At 70.7% G+C, this 21,955-nt stretch carries 20 protein-coding genes and 1 riboswitch; of the genes, 10 read left to right on the top strand and 10 right to left on the bottom strand.

Features of this window, described 5'->3' with window-relative positions; genetic code table 11:
- Window positions 1-31: 31 nt before the first annotated feature.
- From QSK39_RS05910 to QSK39_RS05900, 3 genes are all read right to left on the bottom strand, one after another.
- Entirely contained in the window at window positions 32-796 is a 765-nt protein-coding gene (locus QSK39_RS05910; protein ID WP_285476624.1) for an ABC transporter permease, read from the bottom strand.
- Window positions 786-1,763, bottom strand: coding sequence for an ATP-binding cassette domain-containing protein (locus tag QSK39_RS05905; protein WP_285476623.1), 978 nt, complete (start codon window positions 1,761-1,763; stop codon window positions 786-788). Before QSK39_RS05905 ends, QSK39_RS05910 begins: the two co-directional genes overlap by 11 nt.
- 76 nt (window positions 1,764-1,839) lie before the next feature.
- Window positions 1,840-2,439: a PadR family transcriptional regulator gene (locus tag QSK39_RS05900; protein ID WP_285477944.1), complete on the bottom strand. Its 600-nt coding sequence runs from the start codon at window positions 2,437-2,439 to the stop codon at window positions 1,840-1,842.
- A gap of 52 nt (window positions 2,440-2,491) precedes the next feature.
- On the opposite strand from QSK39_RS05900, the gene metG reads away from it, so the two are divergent.
- The 8 genes from metG (at window position 2,492) to QSK39_RS05860 (ending at window position 14,260) form a co-directional block, all read left to right on the top strand.
- On the top strand, window positions 2,492-4,288 hold the full coding sequence (metG, locus tag QSK39_RS05895; RefSeq protein ID WP_285476622.1) for a methionine--tRNA ligase: 1,797 nt from the start codon (window positions 2,492-2,494) through the stop codon (window positions 4,286-4,288).
- Between the two features lie 9 nt (window positions 4,289-4,297).
- Window positions 4,298-5,134 (top strand): TatD family hydrolase, encoded by an 837-nt coding sequence (locus QSK39_RS05890; protein ID WP_285476621.1) that lies wholly within the window; start codon window positions 4,298-4,300, stop codon window positions 5,132-5,134.
- 288 nt (window positions 5,135-5,422) lie between these two features.
- Window positions 5,423-6,847: a resuscitation-promoting factor gene (locus QSK39_RS05885; protein ID WP_285476620.1), complete on the top strand. Its 1,425-nt coding sequence runs from the start codon at window positions 5,423-5,425 to the stop codon at window positions 6,845-6,847.
- 220 nt (window positions 6,848-7,067) lie between these two features.
- A complete protein-coding gene (gene rsmA, locus QSK39_RS05880) occupies window positions 7,068-7,904 on the top strand; it encodes a 16S rRNA (adenine(1518)-N(6)/adenine(1519)-N(6))-dimethyltransferase RsmA (RefSeq protein ID WP_285476619.1) in 837 nt (278 codons plus the stop codon).
- 201 nt (window positions 7,905-8,105) lie between these two features.
- Window positions 8,106-8,196, top strand: a riboswitch (SAM riboswitch).
- A gap of 209 nt (window positions 8,197-8,405) precedes the next feature.
- Window positions 8,406-9,419 carry a methionine ABC transporter ATP-binding protein gene (locus tag QSK39_RS05875; protein ID WP_285476618.1) on the top strand — a complete coding sequence of 338 codons (1,014 nt, stop codon included), beginning with the start codon at window positions 8,406-8,408 and terminating at the stop codon, window positions 9,417-9,419.
- A 127-nt stretch (window positions 9,420-9,546) separates the two neighbouring features.
- Complete coding sequence (locus tag QSK39_RS05870; RefSeq protein WP_285476617.1) at window positions 9,547-10,509, top strand: 4-(cytidine 5'-diphospho)-2-C-methyl-D-erythritol kinase; 963 nt, start codon at window positions 9,547-9,549, stop codon at window positions 10,507-10,509.
- 58 nt (window positions 10,510-10,567) lie between these two features.
- Window positions 10,568-12,334, top strand: coding sequence for an ABC-F family ATP-binding cassette domain-containing protein (locus QSK39_RS05865; RefSeq protein ID WP_285476616.1), 1,767 nt, complete (start codon window positions 10,568-10,570; stop codon window positions 12,332-12,334).
- 237 nt (window positions 12,335-12,571) lie between these two features.
- Window positions 12,572-14,260, top strand: a complete 1,689-nt coding sequence (locus QSK39_RS05860) for a fatty acyl-AMP ligase (RefSeq protein WP_285476615.1) — start codon at window positions 12,572-12,574, stop codon at window positions 14,258-14,260.
- A gap of 42 nt (window positions 14,261-14,302) precedes the next feature.
- Here QSK39_RS05860 and QSK39_RS05855 read toward each other — a convergent pair whose 3' ends face one another.
- From QSK39_RS05855 to QSK39_RS05840, 4 genes are all read right to left on the bottom strand, one after another.
- The gene (locus QSK39_RS05855; RefSeq protein ID WP_284748542.1) at window positions 14,303-14,659 is read right to left on the bottom strand and encodes a DivIVA domain-containing protein; all 357 of its coding nucleotides are present in this window, start codon (window positions 14,657-14,659) and stop codon (window positions 14,303-14,305) included.
- A 170-nt stretch (window positions 14,660-14,829) separates the two neighbouring features.
- On the bottom strand, window positions 14,830-15,144 hold the full coding sequence (locus QSK39_RS05850) for a DivIVA domain-containing protein (RefSeq protein ID WP_285476614.1): 315 nt from the start codon (window positions 15,142-15,144) through the stop codon (window positions 14,830-14,832).
- 21 nt (window positions 15,145-15,165) lie between these two features.
- Complete coding sequence (gene pth, locus QSK39_RS05845; RefSeq protein WP_285476613.1) at window positions 15,166-15,759, bottom strand: aminoacyl-tRNA hydrolase; 594 nt, start codon at window positions 15,757-15,759, stop codon at window positions 15,166-15,168.
- A 9-nt stretch (window positions 15,760-15,768) separates the two neighbouring features.
- Window positions 15,769-16,374, bottom strand: a complete 606-nt coding sequence (locus tag QSK39_RS05840) for a 50S ribosomal protein L25/general stress protein Ctc (protein WP_285476612.1) — start codon at window positions 16,372-16,374, stop codon at window positions 15,769-15,771.
- A gap of 352 nt (window positions 16,375-16,726) precedes the next feature.
- Between QSK39_RS05840 and QSK39_RS05835 the strand changes: the two genes are divergently transcribed.
- Both QSK39_RS05835 and QSK39_RS05830 read left to right on the top strand, forming a co-directional pair.
- Window positions 16,727-17,842 (top strand): hypothetical protein, encoded by a 1,116-nt coding sequence (locus QSK39_RS05835; protein WP_285476611.1) that lies wholly within the window; start codon window positions 16,727-16,729, stop codon window positions 17,840-17,842.
- 98 nt (window positions 17,843-17,940) lie between these two features.
- Complete coding sequence (locus QSK39_RS05830) at window positions 17,941-18,582, top strand: NAD(P)-dependent oxidoreductase (protein WP_285476610.1); 642 nt, start codon at window positions 17,941-17,943, stop codon at window positions 18,580-18,582.
- On the opposite strand, the gene QSK39_RS05825 is transcribed toward QSK39_RS05830, so the two are convergent.
- From QSK39_RS05825 to glmU, 3 genes are all read right to left on the bottom strand, one after another.
- Window positions 18,576-19,436 (bottom strand): TIGR03621 family F420-dependent LLM class oxidoreductase, encoded by an 861-nt coding sequence (locus QSK39_RS05825; RefSeq protein WP_285476609.1) that lies wholly within the window; start codon window positions 19,434-19,436, stop codon window positions 18,576-18,578. The two genes, QSK39_RS05830 and QSK39_RS05825, sit on opposite strands and share 7 nt — an antisense overlap.
- 64 nt (window positions 19,437-19,500) lie before the next feature.
- Window positions 19,501-20,481 carry a ribose-phosphate diphosphokinase gene (locus QSK39_RS05820; RefSeq protein ID WP_285476608.1) on the bottom strand — a complete coding sequence of 327 codons (981 nt, stop codon included), beginning with the start codon at window positions 20,479-20,481 and terminating at the stop codon, window positions 19,501-19,503.
- Window positions 20,478-21,950, bottom strand: coding sequence for a bifunctional UDP-N-acetylglucosamine diphosphorylase/glucosamine-1-phosphate N-acetyltransferase GlmU (gene glmU, locus QSK39_RS05815; protein ID WP_285476607.1), 1,473 nt, complete (start codon window positions 21,948-21,950; stop codon window positions 20,478-20,480). Before glmU ends, QSK39_RS05820 begins: the two co-directional genes overlap by 4 nt.
- Window positions 21,951-21,955: the final 5 nt, after the last annotated feature.

The raw sequence follows: 21,955 nt of genomic DNA, 5'->3' as shown, positions 1-21,955 counted from the left end.
GGCGGACTCGCAGTCAGCAACACCAGGTTGATCAGGCGTTTTCTCGTTGAAAGGTCCGCGTGCCCCACCACACCGACACCACCGCCATCACCAGCACCACGACGCTGCCGGTGAACAACGCGTCCATCGTGAAGTCGCCGCGGAACGAGTTCCGCTCGACGTCCACCACGTGCCGGAACGGGTTGATCTGGGAGATCGTGTACAGCCACTTCGGCGCGACGCCCGCCGTGATCGGCAGCAGGATCCCGGAAAGCAGGAGCAGCGGGACGAGCACGGCGTTGAGCAGGGCGGGGAAGGTCTCCTCGCTCTTCAACGTCAGCGCCAGCGCGTAGGAGCACGACGCCAGCGACACCGCCAGCAGGAACACGATCACCAGACTCAGCAGCACGCCGCCGACCGGTGCGTCGAGGTCGAACGCCAGGTACGCCAGCACGATGATCAACACGGCCTGCACGACGGCCTGCAGCGCGCTGGCCAGCACCTTGCCCAGCAGCAGCGCCCCGCGGCTGACCGGCGTCACCCGGAACCGCTCGACCACGCCGGAGCGGTAGTCGGCCAGCAGCCCGAACCCGACGAACGAGCTGCCGAACAGGGCCAGCTGGGCGATCAGCGCCGGGGTGAGCAGCATCCAGCCGTCCACTTCGGACAGGCCCTGGGCCTGCATCGCCTTGACCATCAGGGGACCGAACAGGAACAGGTACAGCAGCGGCTGCATGATCCCGATCATGATCCACGTCGGGTTGCGCAGTGCCGCCTTCATGTCGCGGCGGAAGATCAGCCAGGTGTCACGCAGCACGGGTGCCCTCCTCGGCTTCGCGCAGTGAGCGCCCGGTCAGCGTCAGGAAGACGTCGTCGAGCGTCGGCCGGTGGACCTGGACCGACCGCATCGGGATGTCCTTCGCGTCGAGCGCGCGCAGCAGCTCCGGCAGGGCGACGTCGCCGCGCGGGACGCGGAACCGGACGAGCCCGTCGGCCGCGGACAGCTCGTGCGCGCCCGGCAGCCGTCCCGCGATCTCGGCGGCGTCCGCGCCCTGCTCCGGGTCGACGCCCACCTCGACGCGGTCGCCGCTGACCCGCGCCTTGAGCGCGTCGGGCGTGCCCTCGGCGACGATCCGGCCGTCGTCGATGACGATCAGCCGGTCGGACAGCGAGTCGGCTTCGTCCAGGTAATGGGTGGTGAGGAAGACCGTGACGCCCTGCTCGGCGCGCAGCCGGCGGATGTGTTCCCACAGGTTGGCGCGGCTCTGCGGGTCGAGCCCGGTCGACGGCTCGTCGAGGAACACCAGCCCCGGCGAGTGGATCAGCCCGAGCGCGATGTCGAGCCGACGGCGCTGGCCGCCCGACAACGTCCTGGTCAGCCGCTGGTCCAGCCCGGTCAGGTCGAGCTGCTCGGCCAGTGCGGCGCCGCGCGCGATCGCGTCGGCCTTGCTCATCCGGTAGAGCCGCCCCTGCAGTTCGAGCTCGTCGGCGACCGTGGTCTCCGGCGAGCTGCCGCCGCCCTGGGCGACGTAGCCGATCCGCTCGCGGACCCCCAGCGGGTCGGCCAGCAGGTCGCGGCCGCCGACGGTCGCGGTGCCCGCGGTCGGCTTCAGCAGCGTGGTCAGCATGCGCAGCGTGGTCGTCTTCCCGGCGCCGTTCGGCCCGAGGAACCCGACGAGCTCGCCGGCTTCGACGTCGAGGTCGACGCCCTTCACCGCGTGTACTTCGCCCCCAGTGCGGCCCTTGCGGCGGAACCGCCGCTCGAGACCGCGTGCCGTGATCATGAGAACCCCCTACTGATCAAGTTTGACTAGCTGAGGTGCACACTGTGCCCCAGCCGAGCGTGCTAGTCAAATTTGATTACCGAGTGGGCGGTTCGCCGAACGCTTCGCCGCCTTCGTCGGCCATCACGTACTCGCCGGCTTCGAGCCGGGCGATCAGGCCTTCGAGCCAGCCGAAGCTCGCCGCCGAGATCGAGCTCCACAGCCGGTACAGCTCACCGACGTGCTCCGGGGTGCCCTGCCCCATGTTCACCTTCAGCTCTTCCAGCATCAGCGTCGCCTGCTGCTGTTCGGCCTGCAGGTGCACCAGCCGGTGCCGCAGGAGGTTGATCACGCGGGCGCGGGGCAGCGTCGTCATCAGCGAAATGGCGGCCGACAGGTCGGGGTGGTTGAGCTCCGGGTCGGACAGGGCCTTCGACAGCAGCACCTGGTACTCCTGCTCGCCCTCGCCGGTGAGCCGGTAGGCGGTCCGGTCCGGACCGCCCTCGCCCGGCTCGACGTCGACCTGTTCCAGCAGGTCTTCGGCGGTCATCTTCTTCAGCGCGTGGTAGATCGACCCGGGCTGGACGTTGGCCCACTTGTCCGCGGACCAGGTCAGCAGCTCCCGCCGCACCTGGTAGCCGTGCGCGCGGCCGTACATGCGCACCACTCCGAGCACGAGCAACCGTGTCGCCGACAACCGGGCCTCCCTCTCGACAAAGCGCATGACGCCCTCCGTAGGCTAATAAGGTATGAGCACCCCTGTGTTGACCGCGGTGGCCTGGCCCTACGCCAACGGCCCCCGCCACATCGGCCACGTGTCCGGATTCGGCGTCCCGTCCGACGTCTTCTCCCGCTACCAGCGAATGGCCGGCAACCGGGTGCTCATGGTCTCCGGCACCGACGAGCACGGCACCCCGATCACGGTCCAGGCGGACAAGGAAGACTCGACCCCGCAGCTGACGGCGGACAAGTACACCCGCCAGATCGGCACCGACCTGCAGGGCCTCGGCCTCTCCTACGACCTGTTCACCCGGACCACGACCGGCAACCACGCCGAGGTGACGCAGCAGATCTTCCTGGCGCTGCACCGCAACGGCTACGTCGTGCCGAAGACCACGCGCGGGGCGATCAGCCCGTCCACCGGCCGCACGCTGCCCGACCGCTACGTCGAGGGCACCTGCCCGATCTGCGGGTACGACGGCGCGCGCGGCGACCAGTGCGACAACTGCGGCAACCAGCTCGACGCCGCGGAGCTGATCAACCCGAAGTCGCGGATCAACGGCGAGACGCCGAAGTTCGTCGAGACCGAGCACTACTTCCTCGACCTGCCGGCGTTCACCAAGACCCTCGGCGACTGGCTGGGCACCAAGACCGACTGGCGCCCGAACGTCCTCAACTTCACCAAGAACCTGATCGACGACATGCGGCCCCGGCCGATCACCCGCGACCTCGACTGGGGCGTCAAGATCCCCCTCGACGGCTGGCGCGACCAGCCGCTGAAGCGGTTCTACGTCTGGTTCGACGCGGTGATCGGGTACTTCTCGGCCAGCGTCGAGTGGGCGCGGCGCTCCGGCAACCCGGACGCGTGGCAGGAGTGGTGGAACAACGCCGACGCCCGGTCGTACTACTTCATGGGCAAGGACAACATCACCTTCCACGCCCAGATCTGGCCGGCCCTGCTCTTCGGGCACAACGGCGAGGGCGACAAGGGCGGCGAGCCCGGCAAGTACGGCAAGCTGCACCTGCCGGACGAGATCGTCTCCAGCGAGTTCCTCACCATGAGCGGCTCGAAGTTCTCGACCTCGCGCGGGCGCGTCATCTACGTCGAGGACTTCCTGCGCGACTTCGGCCCGGACACGCTGCGGTACTTCATCTCGGTCGCCGGCCCGGAGACCCAGGACACCGACTTCACCTGGGACGAGTTCGTCCGCCGGACCAACTTCGAGCTGGCCAACGAGTGGGGCAACCTGGTCAACCGGTCCATCTCGATGGCGCACAAGAACGTCGGCGCCATCCCGCGCCCGGAGGCCCCGACGGCGGCCGACGAGGAGCTGAAGGCCCTGTCCCGCAAGGCCTTCGACACCGCGGGCGCGCACCTGGCCCGGTCCCGGTTCAAGCTGGCGGCGAGCGAGGCGATGAAGGTCGTCACCGCGGCGAACAAGTACATCTCCGACCAGGAGCCGTGGAAGCTCAAGGACGACCCCACGCGGCGCGACACCGTGCTGCACACCGCGCTGCAGGTCGTCTCCGACGCCAACACGCTGCTGACGCCGTTCCTGCCGCACTCGGCCCAGAAGGTGCACGAGGCCCTCGGCGGCACCGGCGTCTGGGCCGCCCAGCCGGAGCTCAAGGAGGTCGACGACCTCGACATCGCCGGCCGGGTCAACCCGATCCTCACCGGCGACTACGCGGGCGAGCAGGCGAAGTGGGAGTCGAAGCCGATCGAGGTCGGCAAGCCGCTCGCCAAGCCGTCGCCGCTGTTCACCAAGCTCGACCCGGCGCTCGGCGAGACCGGTCCGGAGTGGGCGCCGATCACCAAGGAGTAAGAAGTACGCATGGGTGACGAGAAGCGCGAGCTGCCGCCGGTCCCGGACCGGCTCCCGGTGTCGGTGGTGGACGCGCACACCCATCTCGACGCGTGCGGCGCGGTCACCGCGGCCGATGTCACGGCCATGGTCGACCGCGCCGAGCGCGCCGGCGTCGCCCGCGTCGTCACGGTCGCCGACGACCTCGCCTCGGCCCGCTGGGCCACCGAGGCCGCGACCTGGGACAGCCGGGTCTGGGCCGCCGTGGCGATCCACCCGACGCGCACCAAGGGGTTCGGCGAGGCCGAGAAGTCCGAAGTGGAGCGCCTGGCCGGGCACGAGCGCGTGGTCGCCGTCGGCGAGACCGGCCTCGACTACTACTGGGACTACTCGCCGCACGACGCCCAGCAGGAGGCGTTCCGCTGGCACATCGACCTCGCCAAGCGGCTGGACAAGCCGCTGATGATCCACGACCGCGAGGCCCACGACGACGTGCTGCGCATCCTGGCCGAAGAGAATGCGCCGAATGCCGTAATCTTCCATTGTTTTTCCGGGGACGCGGAAATGGCCCGCAAGTGCGTCGACGCGGGATACGTCCTTTCCTTCGCGGGCACGGTCACGTTCAAGAACGCGAAGGGGCTCCACGAGGCCGCGCGGCTCTGCCCGGCGGATCAGTACCTCGTCGAAACCGACGCACCGTTTCTGACCCCCCACCCGTTCCGTGGACGGCCGAACGAGCCGTTCGGCGCCGCCTACACGGTCCGTCACCTCGCGGCGCTCAGGGGCGAAGCTGTCCACGAAGTCGCCGAATCGGTCCGGACCACTGCCGAGCGGGTCTACCGACTCCCCAGTGTCACAACGGGGTGAACGCATTGCGACATCAGGGTTCCTTGATCGTCCACCTGATGGAGTGACGGGGATCACGACACTCCGGGGGGTGTTTGCGCAACCCGGCGGGACCCGTTACTGTCCCGTGATCGTGCCGGTCGGTACTGCAGACTGCAGTTGCCGACTGTTACGCCCACAGTCACGTCAGTGCACGTCGGGGAAGCGGAACCGGGTAGGTACGACCGGGACCGTGACGATGGCGCCGGCTGCGGGCCCAGACGTAAAGACGCTGCCCCGAACGGCGTCTTGGGAAAGGGAACGACAGCGGTGACAGGTAGCAGACAGGCTGGAGCGCGCTCCGCGGCCGTCCTCGAGCGTCATTACGAGGACACCGCCTACGGCCAGCTCGACTTCTCCGACGACCCGAACATCACGCAGCAGGACATCCTCGCCGCGCTCGGCCCCGACGCCGACGCGATGATGGCCGAGATCGACGTCGACGTCGACGAGCTGATCCGCCTCATCAACGCCGAGACGACGTACCTGCCGCCGATCGTCATCCCGGACGAGATCGAGGCGGACCGGACCGCGTCCCCGCAGGCCAAGCGGGCCGCGATGGACGAGAGCATCCGCCAGACCAGCAAGGTCTGGAAGCGCCGCTTCCTCAAGGGTGCCGTCCTCAGCGTCATGATCAGCGTCGCCGGCGGCGGCGCGGCCGCGCTGGCGATGAACAAGAGCATCACCGTCGACGTCGACGGCCAGCAGACCACCGTGCACTCGTTCGGCGACACCGTCGGCGAGGTGCTGGAGGACGCGGGCCTGTCCGTCGGCGCGCACGACTCGCTCTCCCCGTCCCCGCAGGCGGAGGTCGGCGACGGCGGGGTCATCAAGCTCGAGCGCGGCCGTCAGCTGAAGCTGATCGTCGACGGCGCGGAGCACACCTCCTGGGTCCGCGCGACCCACCTCGGCGACGCGCTCGGCCAGCTCGGCATGGCGGGCATGGACAAGCCCGGCACGTGGATGTCGATGCCGAAGGACGGCGAGCTGCCCCTGGAGGGCGCCACCGTCCAGATCAAGACCCTCAAGAACATCACGCTCTACGACGGCGCGAACGAGCCCAAGCAGGTCAAGACCACCGCGGTCACGACGAAGGAGTTCCTGGGCGAGTACAAGCTCACCCTGGGCCCGGAGGACCAGGCCGAGGGCGGCCTGGACGTCAAGCTGACCGACGGCGCCGAGGTGCACATCAGCCGCACCGGCGTCTCGACGGTCGTCCAGAAGGAAGACATCGCCCCGCCCGAGCAGAAGGTCGACGACCCGGACCTCGCCAAGGGCAAGACTTCGGTCGAAGACCCGGGCACGCCCGGCGAGAAGATGGTGACCTACAAGGTCACGCAGAAGAACGGCAAAGAGGTCTCCCGCGAGAGCATCTCCGAGCAGGTCATCACCCAGCCGAAGCCGAAGATCATCCACGTCGGCACGAAGCAGGCCCCGACGCCGGCGATCGGCGACGGCTCCTCGTGGGACCGCATCGCGCAGTGCGAGTCGGGCGGCAACTGGGCCATCAACACGGGCAACGGCTACTACGGCGGCCTCCAGTTCGACAAGCGCACGTGGGACGCCTACGGCGGCGACGCCTACGCGAACCTGCCGAGCCAGGCTTCGCGCGAGCAGCAGATCGCGATCGCGGAGAAGGTCCGCGACGCCCGCGGCGGCTACAGCGCCTGGCCGGTCTGCGGCAAGAAGGCTTGATCTTTCCCGAAACGGCCCCCGTCCTGCCCGGACGGGGGCCGTTTCGCGTGCGTGAAGAGTCGACACGCGTGATTGAAGGGTCGACACGCGTGATTGAAGGGGCGACACGGCGCGGGCGGCCGGCCTAGCCGTGTCGACCGCTCAATCACGCGTGTCGACCTTCTGATCACGCGTGTCGACCGCTCGATCACGGGTGATGCCCCATCGGTAAGCTCCAGCGGTGGTTGAACTGCTGGGACCGGCCGAGATCCGGGGGCTGGCGGCCGAGCTGGACGTGCGGCCGACCAAGAAGCTCGGGCAGAACTTCGTGCACGATCCCAACACCGTCCGCCGGATCGTCGAGCTGGCGGACGTCGGCCCGGACGACGTCGTCCTCGAGGTCGGGCCCGGGCTCGGGTCGCTGACCCTCGGGCTGCTCGCCACCGGCGCACGCGTCGTCGCCGTCGAGATCGACCCCAAGCTCGCCGAACGGCTGCCCAAGACCGTCGCCGACCGGGGGCCCGAGGTCGCCGGCAACCTCCAGGTCGTCGCGGCCGACGCGCTGCGGGTCACGAACGCCGACCTGCCCGAGCCGACCGCGCTCGTCGCCAACCTGCCCTACAACGTCGCCGTCCCGGTCGTGCTGCACCTGCTCGCCGAGCTGCCTTCCCTCAAGAGCGGCCTGGTCATGGTCCAGACCGAGGTCGCCGACCGGATGGCGGCCGGCCCCGGCAGCCGGATCTACGGCGTCCCGAGCGTCAAGCTCGCCTGGTACGGCCCGGCGCGCAAGGTCGCCGCCGTGCCGCGCTCGGTGTTCTGGCCGGTGCCGAACGTCGACTCCGCGCTCGTCGCCTTCGAACGCGGTGACGCTCCGGCGTCGGACGACCGCGATCGGCTCTTCGGGCTCGTGGACGCCGCCTTCTCACAGCGCAGGAAGACCCTCCGGGCCGCGCTGGCCGGCTGGGCGGGCTCGGCCGAACGGGCCGGGGAACTGCTCACGGCGGCCGGGATCGACCCGAAAACCCGCGGCGAGCAGCTGGACGTGCACGCCTTCGCCCGGCTGGCCGCCGCCCAGTAGCACGTCCACAGTGGCGGCTTTCCGGGGGCTCCGGGTGGCGGAGCCCCCGGCCCGGGGCGAAGCCCCGGATGTCACAGAAGTCAACGCCGGCCGGTGAAAATACGCCTCTTGCCGTGCGATCTCGCGATTCGGACACCTCCACTCGTGTGATCTGGGCCAACGGGCTTGCTTTCGCTCCTCGGGATCGGCTTTACTCGGAAGCGTCCATCCCGAGCGACTGAGAGACCTGGCTCGCCGAAGTCGCAGCAACCACCCTCCGCAGGGCAGGTGCTACCGCCAGGACCGATGGAGGCCGTTTCCGATGAAGAGGGTAGCTCGCCCCCTGCTCCTGACCAGGCGTCGCGTAGTCGACGAAGGCCGCCGCTCCGTGACCGCATGTCGACGCTCCCGCTGAGCTAGTCACAGCCGGTCCACCTCTTCTTCATGCACCGTCCTCAAAGGACGGACTCTGCTTGCGGCCGGGCGCCTCCGAGTGAGCGCGCCCCGTTTTCTGGAGCCTTCGTGATCACCGTCGAAAACCTGTCCAAAACCTTTGCCACCAACGGAAACTCGGTTGTCGCCCTGCGGGACGTGAGCGTCGAGGTCCAGGCCGGCTCGCTCTTCGGCGTCGTCGGCCCGGCCGGGTCCGGCAAGTCCGTCCTCGCCCGCTGCATCGCGCTGCAGGAGCGCCCCGACCGCGGCGTCGTCCGCCTCGACGGCCTCAACACCGGCACCCTCGACGGCCGCCGCCTGCGCGAGATCCGCCGTCAGCTCGGCGTCGTCTCGACGAAGCCGGAGCTGATCGCCGAGCGCACGATCGCCGGCAACATCGCCTCCCCGCTCGAGCAGCTCGGCGTCGACGGCCCGCAGCGCCGCAGCCGGGTCGGCTCGCTGCTCGACCTCGTCGGCCTGACCCAGCGCGCGACGCAGCGTCCCGGCGAGCTGACCGAGGGCCAGCTCCGCCGCGTCGCGGTCGCCAAGGCGCTGGCCGCGGCACCCGCGGTGCTGCTCGCCGACGACCCGACCGCCGGCATCGACCCGGAGGAGGCCGGCGCGGTGCTGACCGTGCTCGACCGCGCCCGCGCCGAGCTGGGCACCACCGTCGTGGTCACGACCCCGGACGCGGGTGTGGTCCGCCGGGTCTGCGACGACGTCGCGGTGCTCGAAGACGGCACGGTCGTCGAGCGCGGCACCGTCCTCGACCTGGTCTCGAACCCGGCCAGCCGCACCGCGCAGGCGCTGCTGCCCGCGATCGAGACGACCCGCTCGCAGTCGGCCCGCTACGACCGCTCGGTCGACGTGGTGCTGGTCGGCTTCGCCTCGGTCGGCGCGCTGCTGCCGGAGGCGGCGGGCCGCTTCGACGTCGAGTTCGCCACGATCGGCGGCGGCCTGACCCGGATCGGCGACACCCCGGTCGGCCGCTTCCGCCTCGGCGTCCGCGGCGAGCGTGCCGACGCGGCCCTGGCGTGGGTCGCCGAGCGCGGCGGCCACGTGACGCACACCGCCCGCGGTCCGCAGGGTGTCGCGGCCGCCTGATCCACAACGTTTTCGGGGGTTCCGGGTGGCGGAGCCCCCGGCCCGGGGCGGAGCCCCGGTTGGCGCAGCAAACGCCCCGATGCGCACTTCGCATCGGGGCGTTTTCGCGGGCACGTAGGCTGGTCGGGTGCTCGCCGTAGTTCCGCCTCCAGTCACCGTCCGGGTCCCGGCCAAGGTCAACCTGCACCTGGCGGTCGACGACCTGCGCGAAGACGGTTACCACGACCTCGTGACCGTGTTCCAGGCCCTGTCGCTGACCGACGAGGTGACCGTCGCGGTCACCGAAGAACCGGGGCTGGAGATCTACGGCGAGGGCGAGGGTTCGGTACCCGCCGACCACACCAACCTGGCCTGGCGCGCGGTCGAAGCGCTTTCCGCGCACGTCGGGCGCACCGAAGAGCCGAACGTCCGAGTCGTGCTGCGCAAGGGCATCCCGGCCGCGGGCGGCATGGCCGGTGGCAGTGCCGACGCGGCCGCGACCCTGGTCGGGCTGGCGAGCCTCTGGAACCTCGACGTCACGCGCGACGAGCTGGCCGAGATCGCCGCCGGGCTGGGCAGCGACGTCCCGTTCGCGCTCTACGGCGGCACCGCGCTGGGTACCGGGCGGGGCGAGCAGCTCGTCCCGGTGCTGTCGCGGCACACCTTCCACTGGGTGCTGGCCTTCGACGCCGAAGGGCTGTCGACGCCGAAGGTGTTCAAGGAGCTGGACCGCCTGCGCGCCGACGGCAACCCGCCGCGGATCGGTTCGCACACCCCGGTCGTCGAGGCGCTGGCTTCGGGCGACCCGCGGCAGCTGGCGCTGCTGCTGGGCAACGACCTCCAGGCGGCGGCGGTTTCGCTGCGGCCCGGGCTGCGCCGGACGCTGCGGGCCGGGGTCAACGCGGGCGCGCTCGCCGGCACGGTCTCCGGCTCCGGCCCGACATGCGCATTCCTCTGCGAGGACGCCCAGTCGGCGGTCGAGGTCGCCGCGGAGCTGTCGGGTGCGGGGGTGTGCCGCACCGTCCGGGTGGCGCACGGCCCGGTTCCCGGCGCCCGCGTGGTCGGCGGGGACGACGCGCCGCGCCCGGCCCCGCCGCGGGTGCACGCCTGACCCTCCACTGTGGATGGTCGGATACTTCTTCTTCTCTCGGAAAGGATCGGCTGAGCGCATGGCCAACCTGGTCAACCTGGAAGCGGTGAGCAAGTCCTACGGGGTGAAGCCGCTGCTGGACGGCGTCTCGCTGGGCGTCGCGGCCGGGCAGCGCATCGGCGTCGTCGGCCTCAACGGCGGTGGCAAGACGACCCTCCTGGAAGTCCTTTCCGGACTCGCCGAGCCGGATTCCGGGCGGGTGAGCCACGTCGGCGGCCTGCGGATGGCCGTGGTCACCCAGCGGACCGAGCTCCCGGACGGCAGCACGGTCGGCGACGTCGTCCTCGAACGCTACGGCGCCGAGCACGAATGGGCGGCCGACGCCCGCGTGCGATCCATTGTGGACGGACTCGGGATCACCGCGATCGGGCTGGACACGCCGACGGCGAACCTCTCCGGTGGCGAGCGGCGCCGCGTTTCGCTGGCCGCCGCGCTGACCGGCGAGCTCGACCTCGTCGTGCTCGACGAGCCGACCAACCACCTGGACGTCGAAGGTGTCCAGTGGCTCGCCGACCACCTGCTGACCCGGCGGATCGCGGTCGTGGTCGTCACCCACGACCGGTGGTTCCTCGACACCGTCGCGACCTTGACGTGGGAGGTCGCGAACGGCCGCGTCGAGATGTACGAAGGTGGTTACGCCGACTGGATCTTCGCGCGCGCCGAGCGGGCGCGGCTGGCGGCGACGGCCGAGGAGAAGCGGCAGAACCTGGCGCGCAAGGAGCTGGCGTGGCTGCGCCGCGGCCCGCAGGCGCGGTCGTCGAAGCCGCGCTACCGCATCGACGCGGCCGAGGCGCTGATCGCGGACGTGCCGCCGCCGCGCGACTCCGTCGAGCTGATGGCGTTCGCGAAGCGGCGCCTGGGCAAGACCGTGCTGGAGCTGGAAGACACGACGTACACGGTCGGCGACCGGACGCTGCTCGACCACGTCACCTGGCGGGTCGGGCCGGGCGACCGGATCGGCCTGGTCGGGATCAACGGTTCCGGCAAGACGTCCCTGCTGAAACTGCTGGGTGGTGACGTCGAAGGGTCGACCGGGCGCCGGATCGAGGGCAAGACGGTCGCACTCGCGCACCTGCGCCAGGAGCTCGACGACCTGCCCGGCGACCTGCGCGTGCTGCAGGCGATCGAGCAGGTGGCCGGGCGCGTGGTGTTCGGCAAGCAGGAGATGACGGCGTCGCAGCTGGGCGAGAAGCTGGGCTTCCCGCAGGCCCGCCAGTGGACCCCCGTCGGCGACCTCTCCGGCGGCGAGCGGCGCCGGCTGCAGCTGTGCCGGCTGCTGATGGCCGAGCCGAACGTGCTGCTGCTCGACGAGCCGACGAACGACCTGGACATCGACACGCTGCAGCAGCTGGAAGACCTCCTCGACGGCTGGCCGGGCACGATGGTCGTGGTGTCGCACGATCGCTACCTGGTCGAACGGGTCTGCGACACGATCGTCGCCCTCTTCGGCGACGGCCGCATCACCCACCTGCCGGGCGGCATCGAGGAGTACCTGAACCGCCGCGCCCTCGCCAAGGAACCGGCGGCCGCGACCACCCCGACGGCGGCGAAGGCCGAGGCGAAGAAGTCGGCGGCGGACCTCCGCGCGGCCCAGAAGGACCTGGGCCGGCTGGAGCGCAAGCTCGACCAGCTGCATTCGAAGGAGGAGAAGCTCCACGCGGCGCTGCTGGAGGCGGCGACGGACCCGGCGAAGCTGATGGAGCTCAACGCGGAGCTGAAGGGCGTCAAGGGCGAGATCGAGGACGTCGAGGGCCGCTGGCTGGAGACGTCCGAGCTGCTGGAATGAGGGTGCTGGGGCCGGGTGACTCCCTGGGTGTGCCGCGTGGCAGGCCGACGTGGTGGGGCTCGACCACCCGCGGGCCTTGCCCATGGCCCTCGTCGTCAAGCGCACCCTCCTGCGGCACATCGGGCGTTGACGAGGATCGGTGGGGGCCGGGGGCAGCGGCAGGTCGACAACTGGCTGCGAGGCCCGGTTTCCGCCTTGGTCGGCGGATGTTGACACCCAGACAGTAATCTGACGCGCATGAGCAGGTTCGTGGACACGCTCGTCGCCACCGCGGCGGGGCGAGGTCAGCAGCGTGGCATGGTCACCGGGGAGCCGAAGGAGCCGGTCCGGCGGACCTGGGCCGACGTGCACGAGGAAGCCCGGCGGATCGCCGGTGGGCTCGTCGCGGGCGGGTTCGAGCGGGGGACCGCCGTCGGGGTGCTGGCCGCCGCGCCGGTGCTCATCGCGCCGACCGTGCAGGCCGTCTGGCTGGCCGGGGGCAGCGTCACCATGCTGCACCAGCCCACTCCGCGCACCGACCTCGCCGAATGGGCCGAGGACACCGTGCGCGTGCTCGGGATGATCGGCTCGGACCTCGTGCTGCTCGGCGAGCCCTTCGACCAGCTCGCCCCCGTGCTCGCCGAGAAGGGCATCGGCTTCAAGCTCATCACCGAGCTCGCCGACGCCGAGCCGCTCGCGGACGTCGTCGGCACCGACGAAGGCGAGACGGCGCTCCTGCAGCTGACCAGCGGCTCGACCGCCGATCCCAAGGCCGTGCGGATCACCTACGGGAACCTCTACTCCAACGTCAAGGCCATGGTCGACCGCGCGGAGTTCGACTTCGACACCGACGTGATGGTGTCCTGGCTGCCGACCTTCCACGACATGGGCATGGTCGGCTTCCTGACCGTGCCGATGACCTTCGGCGTCGAGCTCGTCAAGATCACGCCGGTCGAGTTCCTGTCGGGGCCGTTGATCTGGCCCGAGCTGATCACCAAGTACGGCGGCACGACGACGGCGGCGCCGAACTTCGCGTACGCGATCGTCGGGCGCCGGATGGCGCGCGTCGACGAGGACGACGCCTACGACCTCTCCAAGCTGCGGATCGCCCTGAACGGTGCCGAGCCCATCGACGAGACCGCCGTCCAGACCTTCGTGGACGCCGGCGCCCGGTTCAAGATGCCGGCGGAATGCGTTTTCCCGGCCTACGGCATGGCCGAGGCGACGCTCGCGGTGTCGTTCGCGCCGCTGTTCACCGGGCTCACGCTCGACGTCGTCGAGGCCGACGCGCTGGAGGCGGACAACCGCGCGGTGCCGGTCCCCGAGGGCGACCCGCGGCGCGGCACCGACGGCGTTCGGTCGTTCGCGCTGCTCGGCCGTCCGCTGGACGGGCTGGAAGCCGAGATCGTGAACGACGCGGGCACGCGCGTCGGCGATCGGGAAGTCGGCGAGATCCGGCTGCGCGGCGAGGCCGTGACGCCGGGCTACCTGACCATGGACGGCCCGGTTCCCACCCAGGACGCCGAAGGCTGGCTGAACACCGGCGACCTCGGGTACCTGGTGGACGGCCAGATCGTCATCTGCGGCCGCCGCAAGGACGTCATCATCATGGGCGGCCGCAACCTCTACCCGACCGACATCGAGCGTGCGGCGACGTCGGTCGAGGGCGTGCGGGCGGGCAACGCGGTGGCGGTGCGGCTGGACGCGGGCAGCCGCCGCGAGCGGTTCGCGGTGGTCGTCGAGTCGAAGCTGGCGGGCGACGCCGACGCCGAGAAGAACCTGATGAAGCAGGTCTCGGCGCGGGTGCGCGACGCGGTCGACATGCGGCCGTACGCGGTGGTCGTGCTGCCGGCGGGGAGCCTGCCGAAGACGCCGTCGGGCAAGGTCAAGCGCGCGGCGACGGCGCAGCAGTTCGCGGACAAGATCAAGAAGAACGCCGACGCCTGACGCACTCCGGCGGCGGGCCGTGGTGACCCGCCGCCGGAGAGGTCAGCGCTGCTGGAGCCGCTCCGCGCGGATCGTCGGCGGGGCGGCGCGTTCGGCCATCGCTTCCGCGGGTGTGCGGGCGCCCGGGAGGTCCGGGGCGTGGCCGGTGCGGGTGGCGAGCTGGTCTTCCACCGCGTCGAGGAAGTCGTCGACCTCGCGCTCGTCGTAGCCGCGCTTGCCGATCAGCGGCTTCGCGAAGATGACGTGGTGCACTTCGGCGGCGGTCAGGTCGTCCTCCTCGGCGAACGTCTTGGCGATGCGCCGGACGAACTCGTCGACCTCGTGCTTCGCGTAGCCACGGCGGCCGATCGGGGCGTTACCGAAGGTGACCTCGGCGAGGTCTTCGGCGGTGAACGACATGCAACTCTCCGATTCCGGGGTTGAGCGGTGCGAACTGCCGTACACCGTCCTAGCCCGTGAACAGGCTCCCCCGGAAGGGGCGGACCTCGAAGCTCACCCCGACGGGGCGGCCGCCGTCCGCCTGTGAGTGAGCGGGACTACGCAGCGCTGTGTGGCCGGCCTCACACCCGTCAGGACCGGCCGAACCACTTCCGCGGGCCCTGCGGGCGCTGCTCTTCGGCCACCGGCTGCGGGTTCCGCAGCGCGATCAGCGCCGCCTCCGCCTCGTCCAGGAACAGGTCGACCTGCGCCTGGTCGTAGCTGCGCATGCCGACCGGCATGATCGTGAAGTCGACGTAGTGGATGTCGTCGGCGGTCAGGATGTTCCGGCCCGCCAGCGCCTCGGCGATCAGGTCGAGGAAGGCGTCGACCTCGTCCTCGTTGTAGCCGCGCCGGCCGAAGCGGGGTTTGCCGAACGCGATCGCCCGGACTTCGTCAGGGGTCATGGGCTCACCTTGCCACCGATGTCAGCCCGCATGGAAGGCGTTTTGCGCGGCCGCCAGACCCGTGCCGACCAGCGCTTCGGTCGCGTCCGCGCACCGATCCACCTCGAGCGGGAGTTCCTTGCGTTCCACCGTCGAAAAGTCCTTCAGCACGAAGTCCGCGGGGTCCTGGCGGCCGGGCGGGCGGCCGATGCCGAACCGGACCCGGTAGTAGTCGCGGGTGCCGAAGGACTTCGTGATCGAGCGCAGCCCGTTGTGGCCGTTGTCGCCGCCGCCGAACTTGAGCTTCAGCGCGCCGAAGTCGACGTCCAGCTCGTCGTGCACCACGACCACGCCGGTCGGCGGCACCTTGTAGAACCGCGCCGCGCCGACCACCGGGCCGCCGGAGAGGTTCATGTACGAGCGCGGCTTCACGAGCACGACGCGGCGCCCGGCCAGCCGGCCTTCGAGCACCTCGCCGCCGCTCTTGTGCGTCTTGAACTTGCCGCCGATCCGGGCGGCCAGCTCGTCCAGCACCATGAAACCGACGTTGTGCCGGTTTCCGGCGTACTGGGGTCCGGGATTGCCGAGGCCGGCGAGCAGGATCAGCTCGCCGGCCCCGGGCAGGTCTTCGGTCATGCGGAAATGCTATTCGGCGGCTTCGGCCGACTCGTCGCCCGCTTCGGCGGCGTCCTCGTCGTCGGCCTCTTCACGCTGCGGCTCGTTGACGGCGACGACCAGCGACTCGGGGTCGGTGACCAGGGTGGCGCCCTGCGGCAGCTCGACCTGGCCGGCCAGGACCTGGCTGCCGACCTCGAGGCCCTCGATGGAGACCTCGAACTGCTCCGGGATGTGCAGCGCCTCGACCTCGACCTGGAGGGTGTCGACGTCCTGGTTGACCAGGCCGCCGGGGCCGGGGTTGCCGGTGACGACGACGGGGACGTCGACGACGATCTTCTCGCCGCGCTTCACGACCAGCAGGTCGACGTGCTCGATGTAGTTCTTGAGCGGGTGCACGACGATGGTCTTCGTCAGCGCGAGCTCGTCGGAGCCCTCGATGGCGAGCGTGATGACGGCGTTGGAGCCGTTCTCACGCACGACGCGGGCGAACTCGATGGCCGGCAGCGCGAAGTGCCGCGGGTCCGAGCCGTGGCCGTACAGCACGGCGGGGATCTTGCCGGCGCGACGCGTGCGGCGCGCGGCGCCCTTGCCGAACTCGGTGCGCGGCTCGACGGACAGACGTACCTCGGACACGGTGTGGCACTCCTTCAAATCACGAACATGGTGCGGGAGACAGCATGCTGCGGCGGGGGATGCGGGCGTTGTTCTGTTCAGGCGGTTGCGTTCGGCGGCGAGTTTCCGGGCGTGCACGACAGCCGGGGGCTACTCCGAGCCGCCGCGTCGATCACGCCGGGCACCCAGAAGGGCCCCGCCTCGCCGAGACAACCTCAAGAGTGTAAACCAACCTCATCACGGTGGGTTGCGGCGGGGGCCCGGGCCAGGCTAGAACCCTCCTGAACCCCGGTGCGTGACGACACAAATCCGGTGGCGGGACTTCACCGGCCGAGGTGTGCTCGGACGCGGGCGGCAGAGCAGGGGGCGGAAGATGCGGGCTCGACGGGCCACGGCGGCGGCGGTGCTGCTGCTGGGCGGACTGCTGGCCGGGTGCCAGGTCGCGGTCCCCGGCACCGCCGGGGTGTCCGCCGCGGGGCAGCAGACGGCCGACCGGCGCGCCGAACAGCGTGCCGCGGTCGACGCCGCCCTCACGGCGCTGGGCCAGACGCCCGCGCTCTCCCTGAAGTCGACGACCAAGGGGGCCGAGCAGCAGTTCCGGGTCACCCGCGGCGGTACCGCGTTCGGCGGCCTGCCGCTGGAAGGCCGCGTCGTCCAGGTGACTTCGGCCGGGGGCCAGTTCTACCTGCAGGCCGACGCCGACTACTGGAAGGCGCACGCCATCGACGAGGGCACGCAGTTCGGCACGAGCTGGGTGCGTTCGCTCGGCTCCGAGCTGCCCTTCGACCCCGCTGCCAAGTTCGCGCCGCAGGCGCTGGCCGACGGGCTGCGCAAGGCGCTGGCCGGCCTCGACCGGCTGGGCGACCCGGTCAAGGCGAAGCTGCCGGACGGCACCGAGGTCTACCAGCTCGGCGCCGCGCCCAGCGTCCTGCGCGTCACCACGGCCAAGCCGAACCGGGTGGTCAGCTTCGCCCCGGCGCTGCTCGACCCGCAGGCCGGGCCGAAGTTCGGTGCCGAGTTCCGCGTCGACCCGGTCGCCGGCGACGCGCTGAAGACGTTCCACACCGACCTCGACAACGCCGTCGGCGGGCTGGGTCAGCCGTTCGAGGGCCTGGTGCAGGCCAGCGCCGTCGTCACGAACGACAACCTCGACTGCAAGGACTTCGTCGGCTCCTGCACGACGACCGTGGACGTCTCCACCAGCGTGGTCGGCTCGCCGGCCGGCGGCGGGAAGAGCGTCGTGCACATCAACCTCTCGGTCGAGGTCAGCGCCGACTCGCTCGGCGCGCAGACCTGCACGGCGGCGGCCGACGCCGAGCCGTACGCGACGGTGAAGATGTCCTGCACGGTCAAGTTCAAGCTGCCGAACCGCACCGCCAGCTACCAGGTGCTGTCCAAGCCGAACGCGACGGCGGAGGTGCGCGCGGCGCTCGACGCCAACGCCGTGAAGCAGAAGGTCGCCGCGGAGTTCGCGGGCCTGGGCGGCTGAGCTGGACACCTACCCGGGGGTGCGTTGCTCCCGTTGAAGTAGGTGATCTTCCGTTCCTAGCATCGGCTGGAGACAGCCGAATCCGAACGGGAGATGACATGGCCAAGCTGGTGGTTTTCGGGGGGACCGGGTACGCCGGGGGCAGGATCGGCGCCGAGGCGCTGCGGCGCGGGCACGAGGTCGTCGGCGTCGCGCGGAACCCCGGCTCGGCGCCCGAAGGCGTCGACGAGCGGGAGGGCTCGCTGCACGACGAGGAGTTCGTCTCGCAGGTCGTGAAGGACGCGGACGTCATCGTGGTCGCCACCCCGGCCCGCGCGATCGACGGGCAGAAGCTCATCGACGCGGTGCCGGCGCTGGCGCGGATCGCGCGTGAGAACGGCGTCCGGCTCTCGTTCGTGGGCGGGGCGGCGAGCCTGCTGGTCGCCGAGGGCGGCCCGCGGCTGTTCGACACCCCGCAGTTCCCGGCCGAGTACAAGGAAGAGGCCGGCAACCACGCCGAGGTGCTCGGCCTGCTGCGCGAGCAGCCCGAGGGCCTCGACTGGTTCTACGTCAGCCCGGCCGCCGAGTTCGGCGCCTGGATCCCCGGCGAGCGCCGGGGCGGGTTCCGGGTCGGCGGCGACATCCTGCTGACCGACGAGAACGGCAAGTCGCACATCGGCGGCGACGACTTCGCGACCGCGTACGTCGACGAGATCGAGCAGCCGAAGCACCGCCGCGCGCGGTTCACCGTCGCCTACTGAAGTTCCTTCAGCACCGGCGCGAACGTTTCGAGGAACGGCTCGAAGACCGTGATGTAGGAGAAGCCGTAGCGCTCGCGCCGGGTTTCCAGCTGTCCGGCGATCTCCTCGACCGTGCCCAGCAGGAGCTGGGGCGCATCGAGGAGGTCCTCGGCGGTTTCGACGGCGCTTCGCTCGGTTTTCTCGTGCCACGCTTCGGCGGCTTTTCGCCGGTCGTCGGTGACCTCGACGTGCTGGACCAGCATGTTGTACTCGACGTCGCGGGCCGTCTTCGAGCGGAAGTACGCGACGCGCTCGTCCATGTCGACGTCGAGCTTGAAGGTGCCCGGCGGCTTGCCGGGCTGCTGCCGCAGCCCCGCGAAGCCGACGACGTCCGCGTGCTCGGCGGCCAGGTCCAGGACGCCGTCGCTGTTGCCCGCGAGGAGCAGCCGCGGGTGGTCGAGACCTTCGTCTTCGAAGTGTTTCCGCAGGTAGCCGAGGCTCTCTTCGAGGTGGCCGATCCGGGCGGCGGCGTTCTGCCACGGCAGCCCGGCGGCGTCGAACTCGGCTTTCATGTGCCCGGCGCCGAGGCCCAGATCCAGGCGCCCGTCGAGCAGCGCGGCCGTCGAAGAGGCTTCGCGGGCGAAGAGCGCGAGGTTGTAGAAGGGCACGTTCGACACGAGGGTCCCGAGCCGCGGCCGTTCGGTGACGGCGGCGGCCATGGCCAGCACGGGGAACGGCGCGAACCGCCCGGTGCCGAGGTGGTCGGGCACGGTGATGGCGTCGTAGCCGAGTTCTTCGGCCCGCCGGCACTTCGTGATCCAGGCGTCCCGGCTGCCGATCTCACGGAAGCTGACGCCGAACTTGAACTGGCTCATGCCGGCGACGCTAGCGCCGGAAACCCCCGCCGGGCGCGGGATTTCGCGCCCGGCGGACGGTTTGTCAGGCTTGGCCGTCGAAGAGCGACGTGACCGAGCCGTCTTCGAAGACCTGCTGGATGGCTTCCGCCAGCATCGGCGCGATCGACAGGACCGTCAGCCCCTCGAACCGCTTCTCCTCGGGGATCGGCAGCGAGTTCGTGACGATGACCTCGCGCGCCTTGCACTGCGAAAGCCGCTCGGTCGCCGGGTCGGACAGGATGCCGTGGGTCGTCGCGATGACGACGTCCGCCGCGCCCTCGTCGATCAGGGCCTCGGTGGCCTTCACGATCGTGCCGCCGGTGTCGATCATGTCGTCGATCAGGACGCAGAGCTTGCCCTCGACCTTGCCGACCACGCGGTTGGCCACGGCCTGGTTCGGCTTGTCCGGGTCGCGCGTCTTGTGGATGAACGCGATCGGCCGATCGCCCAGCGTCTGCGCCCACTTCTCGGCCAGCCGCACGCGGCCCGAGTCCGGCGAGACGACCGTGATGTCGGCGTCGCCGTAGGTCTTCTTGATGTGGTCGGCCAGCACGGTCTGCGCCATCAGGTGGTCGACCGGGCCGTCGAAGAAGCCCTGGATCTGCGCGGTGTGCAGGTCGACCGTCATGATCCGGTCGGCGCCCGCGGTCTTGAACAGGTCCGCGATCAGCCGGGCCGAGATCGGCTCGCGGCCCTTGTGCTTCTTGTCCTGGCGCGCGTACGGGTAGAACGGCATCACGACGGTGATCCGCTTCGCGCTCGCCCGCTTGAGCGCGTCCACCATGATCAGCTGCTCCATCACGTACTCGTTGATGGGCGTGGTGTGCGCCTGGATGACGAAGGCGTCGGTGCCGCGGACGGACTCCTCGAACCGGACGAACAGCTCGCCGTTGGCGAACGTGTGCGCCGTCTGCGGGGTGATCGTCACGTTGAGGTGCTCGGCGACCTCTTCGGCGAGCTCCCGGTGCGCCCGTCCGGAGAAGAGCATCAAGTTCTTCTTCGGCGTACCTGACTTCGGACTCATGCTGGCGACTCCCCGTCGGTTCCTGCTGCTGACTCGGCGTCGAGGGCGGCCTGGGCCGCCTCCGCCGCGGGCGTACCCGGCCGGCGCCGGATCGCCCAGCCTTCGATGTTGCGCTGCGGCGGCGCCGACACCGCGAGTGTGCCCGGCGGGACATCCTCGCGGATCACGGCACCTGCACCACTGTAAGCGCCGTCACCGATCCGCACCGGGGCGACGAAGGTGTTGTCGGCACCCAACCGGACATGCGACCCGATAACGGTCTTGTGCTTGTTGACGCCGTCGTAGTTCACGAACACGCTCGAGCAGCCGATGTTGCTGTTCTCGCCGATCGTGGCGTCGCCGACGTAGGTCAGGTGCGGCACCTTCGTGCCGGCGCCGATGTCGGCGGCCTTCGTCTCGACGAACGCGCCGAGCTTGCCCTTCTCGCCCAGCTTCGTGCCGGGCCGCAGGTAGGTGAAGGGGCCGACGGTGACGCGGTCGCCCAGCTCGGAGTCGGAGCCGTGCACCCGCACCACCGAGGCACCCGCCCCGACCTTGACGTTCGTCAGCGTGCTGTCCGGGCCGACCGTGCTGCCCTCGCCGACCGACGTGCTGCCCTTGAGCTGGACGCCGGGCTCGATGACGACGTCGCGCGCCAGCGTCACGCCGGCGTCGATCCAGGTCGACGCGGGGTCGACGACCGTGACGCCTTCGCGCTGCCAGCGCCGCACGATCCGGCGGTTGAGCTCGGCGCCGAGCACCGACAGCTGGACGCGGTCGTTGACGCCCTCGGTCAGCCACGGGTCGTCGACGACGAGCGCGCCGACGTGCAGGCCGTCGCCGTTCGCGATGCCCAGGACGTCGGTGAGGTAAAGCTCGCCCTGCGCGTTGTCGGTGGACAGGCGCGAGAGGCCGTCGCGCAGCACGGCGGCGTCGAAGGCGTACACGCCCGAGTTGATCTCGGTGATCTCCGCCTGCTCCGGGGTCGCGTCCTTGTGCTCGACGATCCCGACGACCTTGCCGGCGTCGTCGCGCGTGATGCGGCCGTAGCCGGTCGGGTCGTCGACCACCGCGGTGAGCACGGTGACGGCGTTCTTCGCCTCGGTGTGCTCGTCGAGCAGCGCGCGCAGCGTCGCCGTGTCCAGCAGGGGGACGTCGCCGTAGCTGACGATCACGGTGCCGGTGAGGTCCGCGGGCAGCGTCGCGAGCGCGCAGCCCACGGCGTGCCCGGTGCCCTTCTGCTCGGCCTGCACCGCGGTGCCGACCTCGCGCCCGAGGGCCGCGGCGACTTCGGTGAGCCGGGCACCGACGGCCTCGCGGCCGTGTCCGGTGACCACGACGAGGTGCTCGGGGTCCAGGCCGGCGGCGGCCCGGACGGCGTGCTCGACGAGCGGGCGCCCGGCGATCGGGTGCAACACCTTCGGGGTCGCGGATCGCATGCGGGTGCCCTCACCCGCGGCGAGGATCAACGTGCTCAGCGGGCCGGTCAACGGCG

The organism is Amycolatopsis sp. NBRC 101858 (assembly GCF_030269325.1).
GTDB lineage: Bacteria > Actinomycetota > Actinomycetes > Mycobacteriales > Pseudonocardiaceae > Amycolatopsis > Amycolatopsis ponsaeliensis.
Note: the sequence above shows the minus strand (reverse complement) of the source record. Positions and strands in the feature narration are given on the sequence as shown.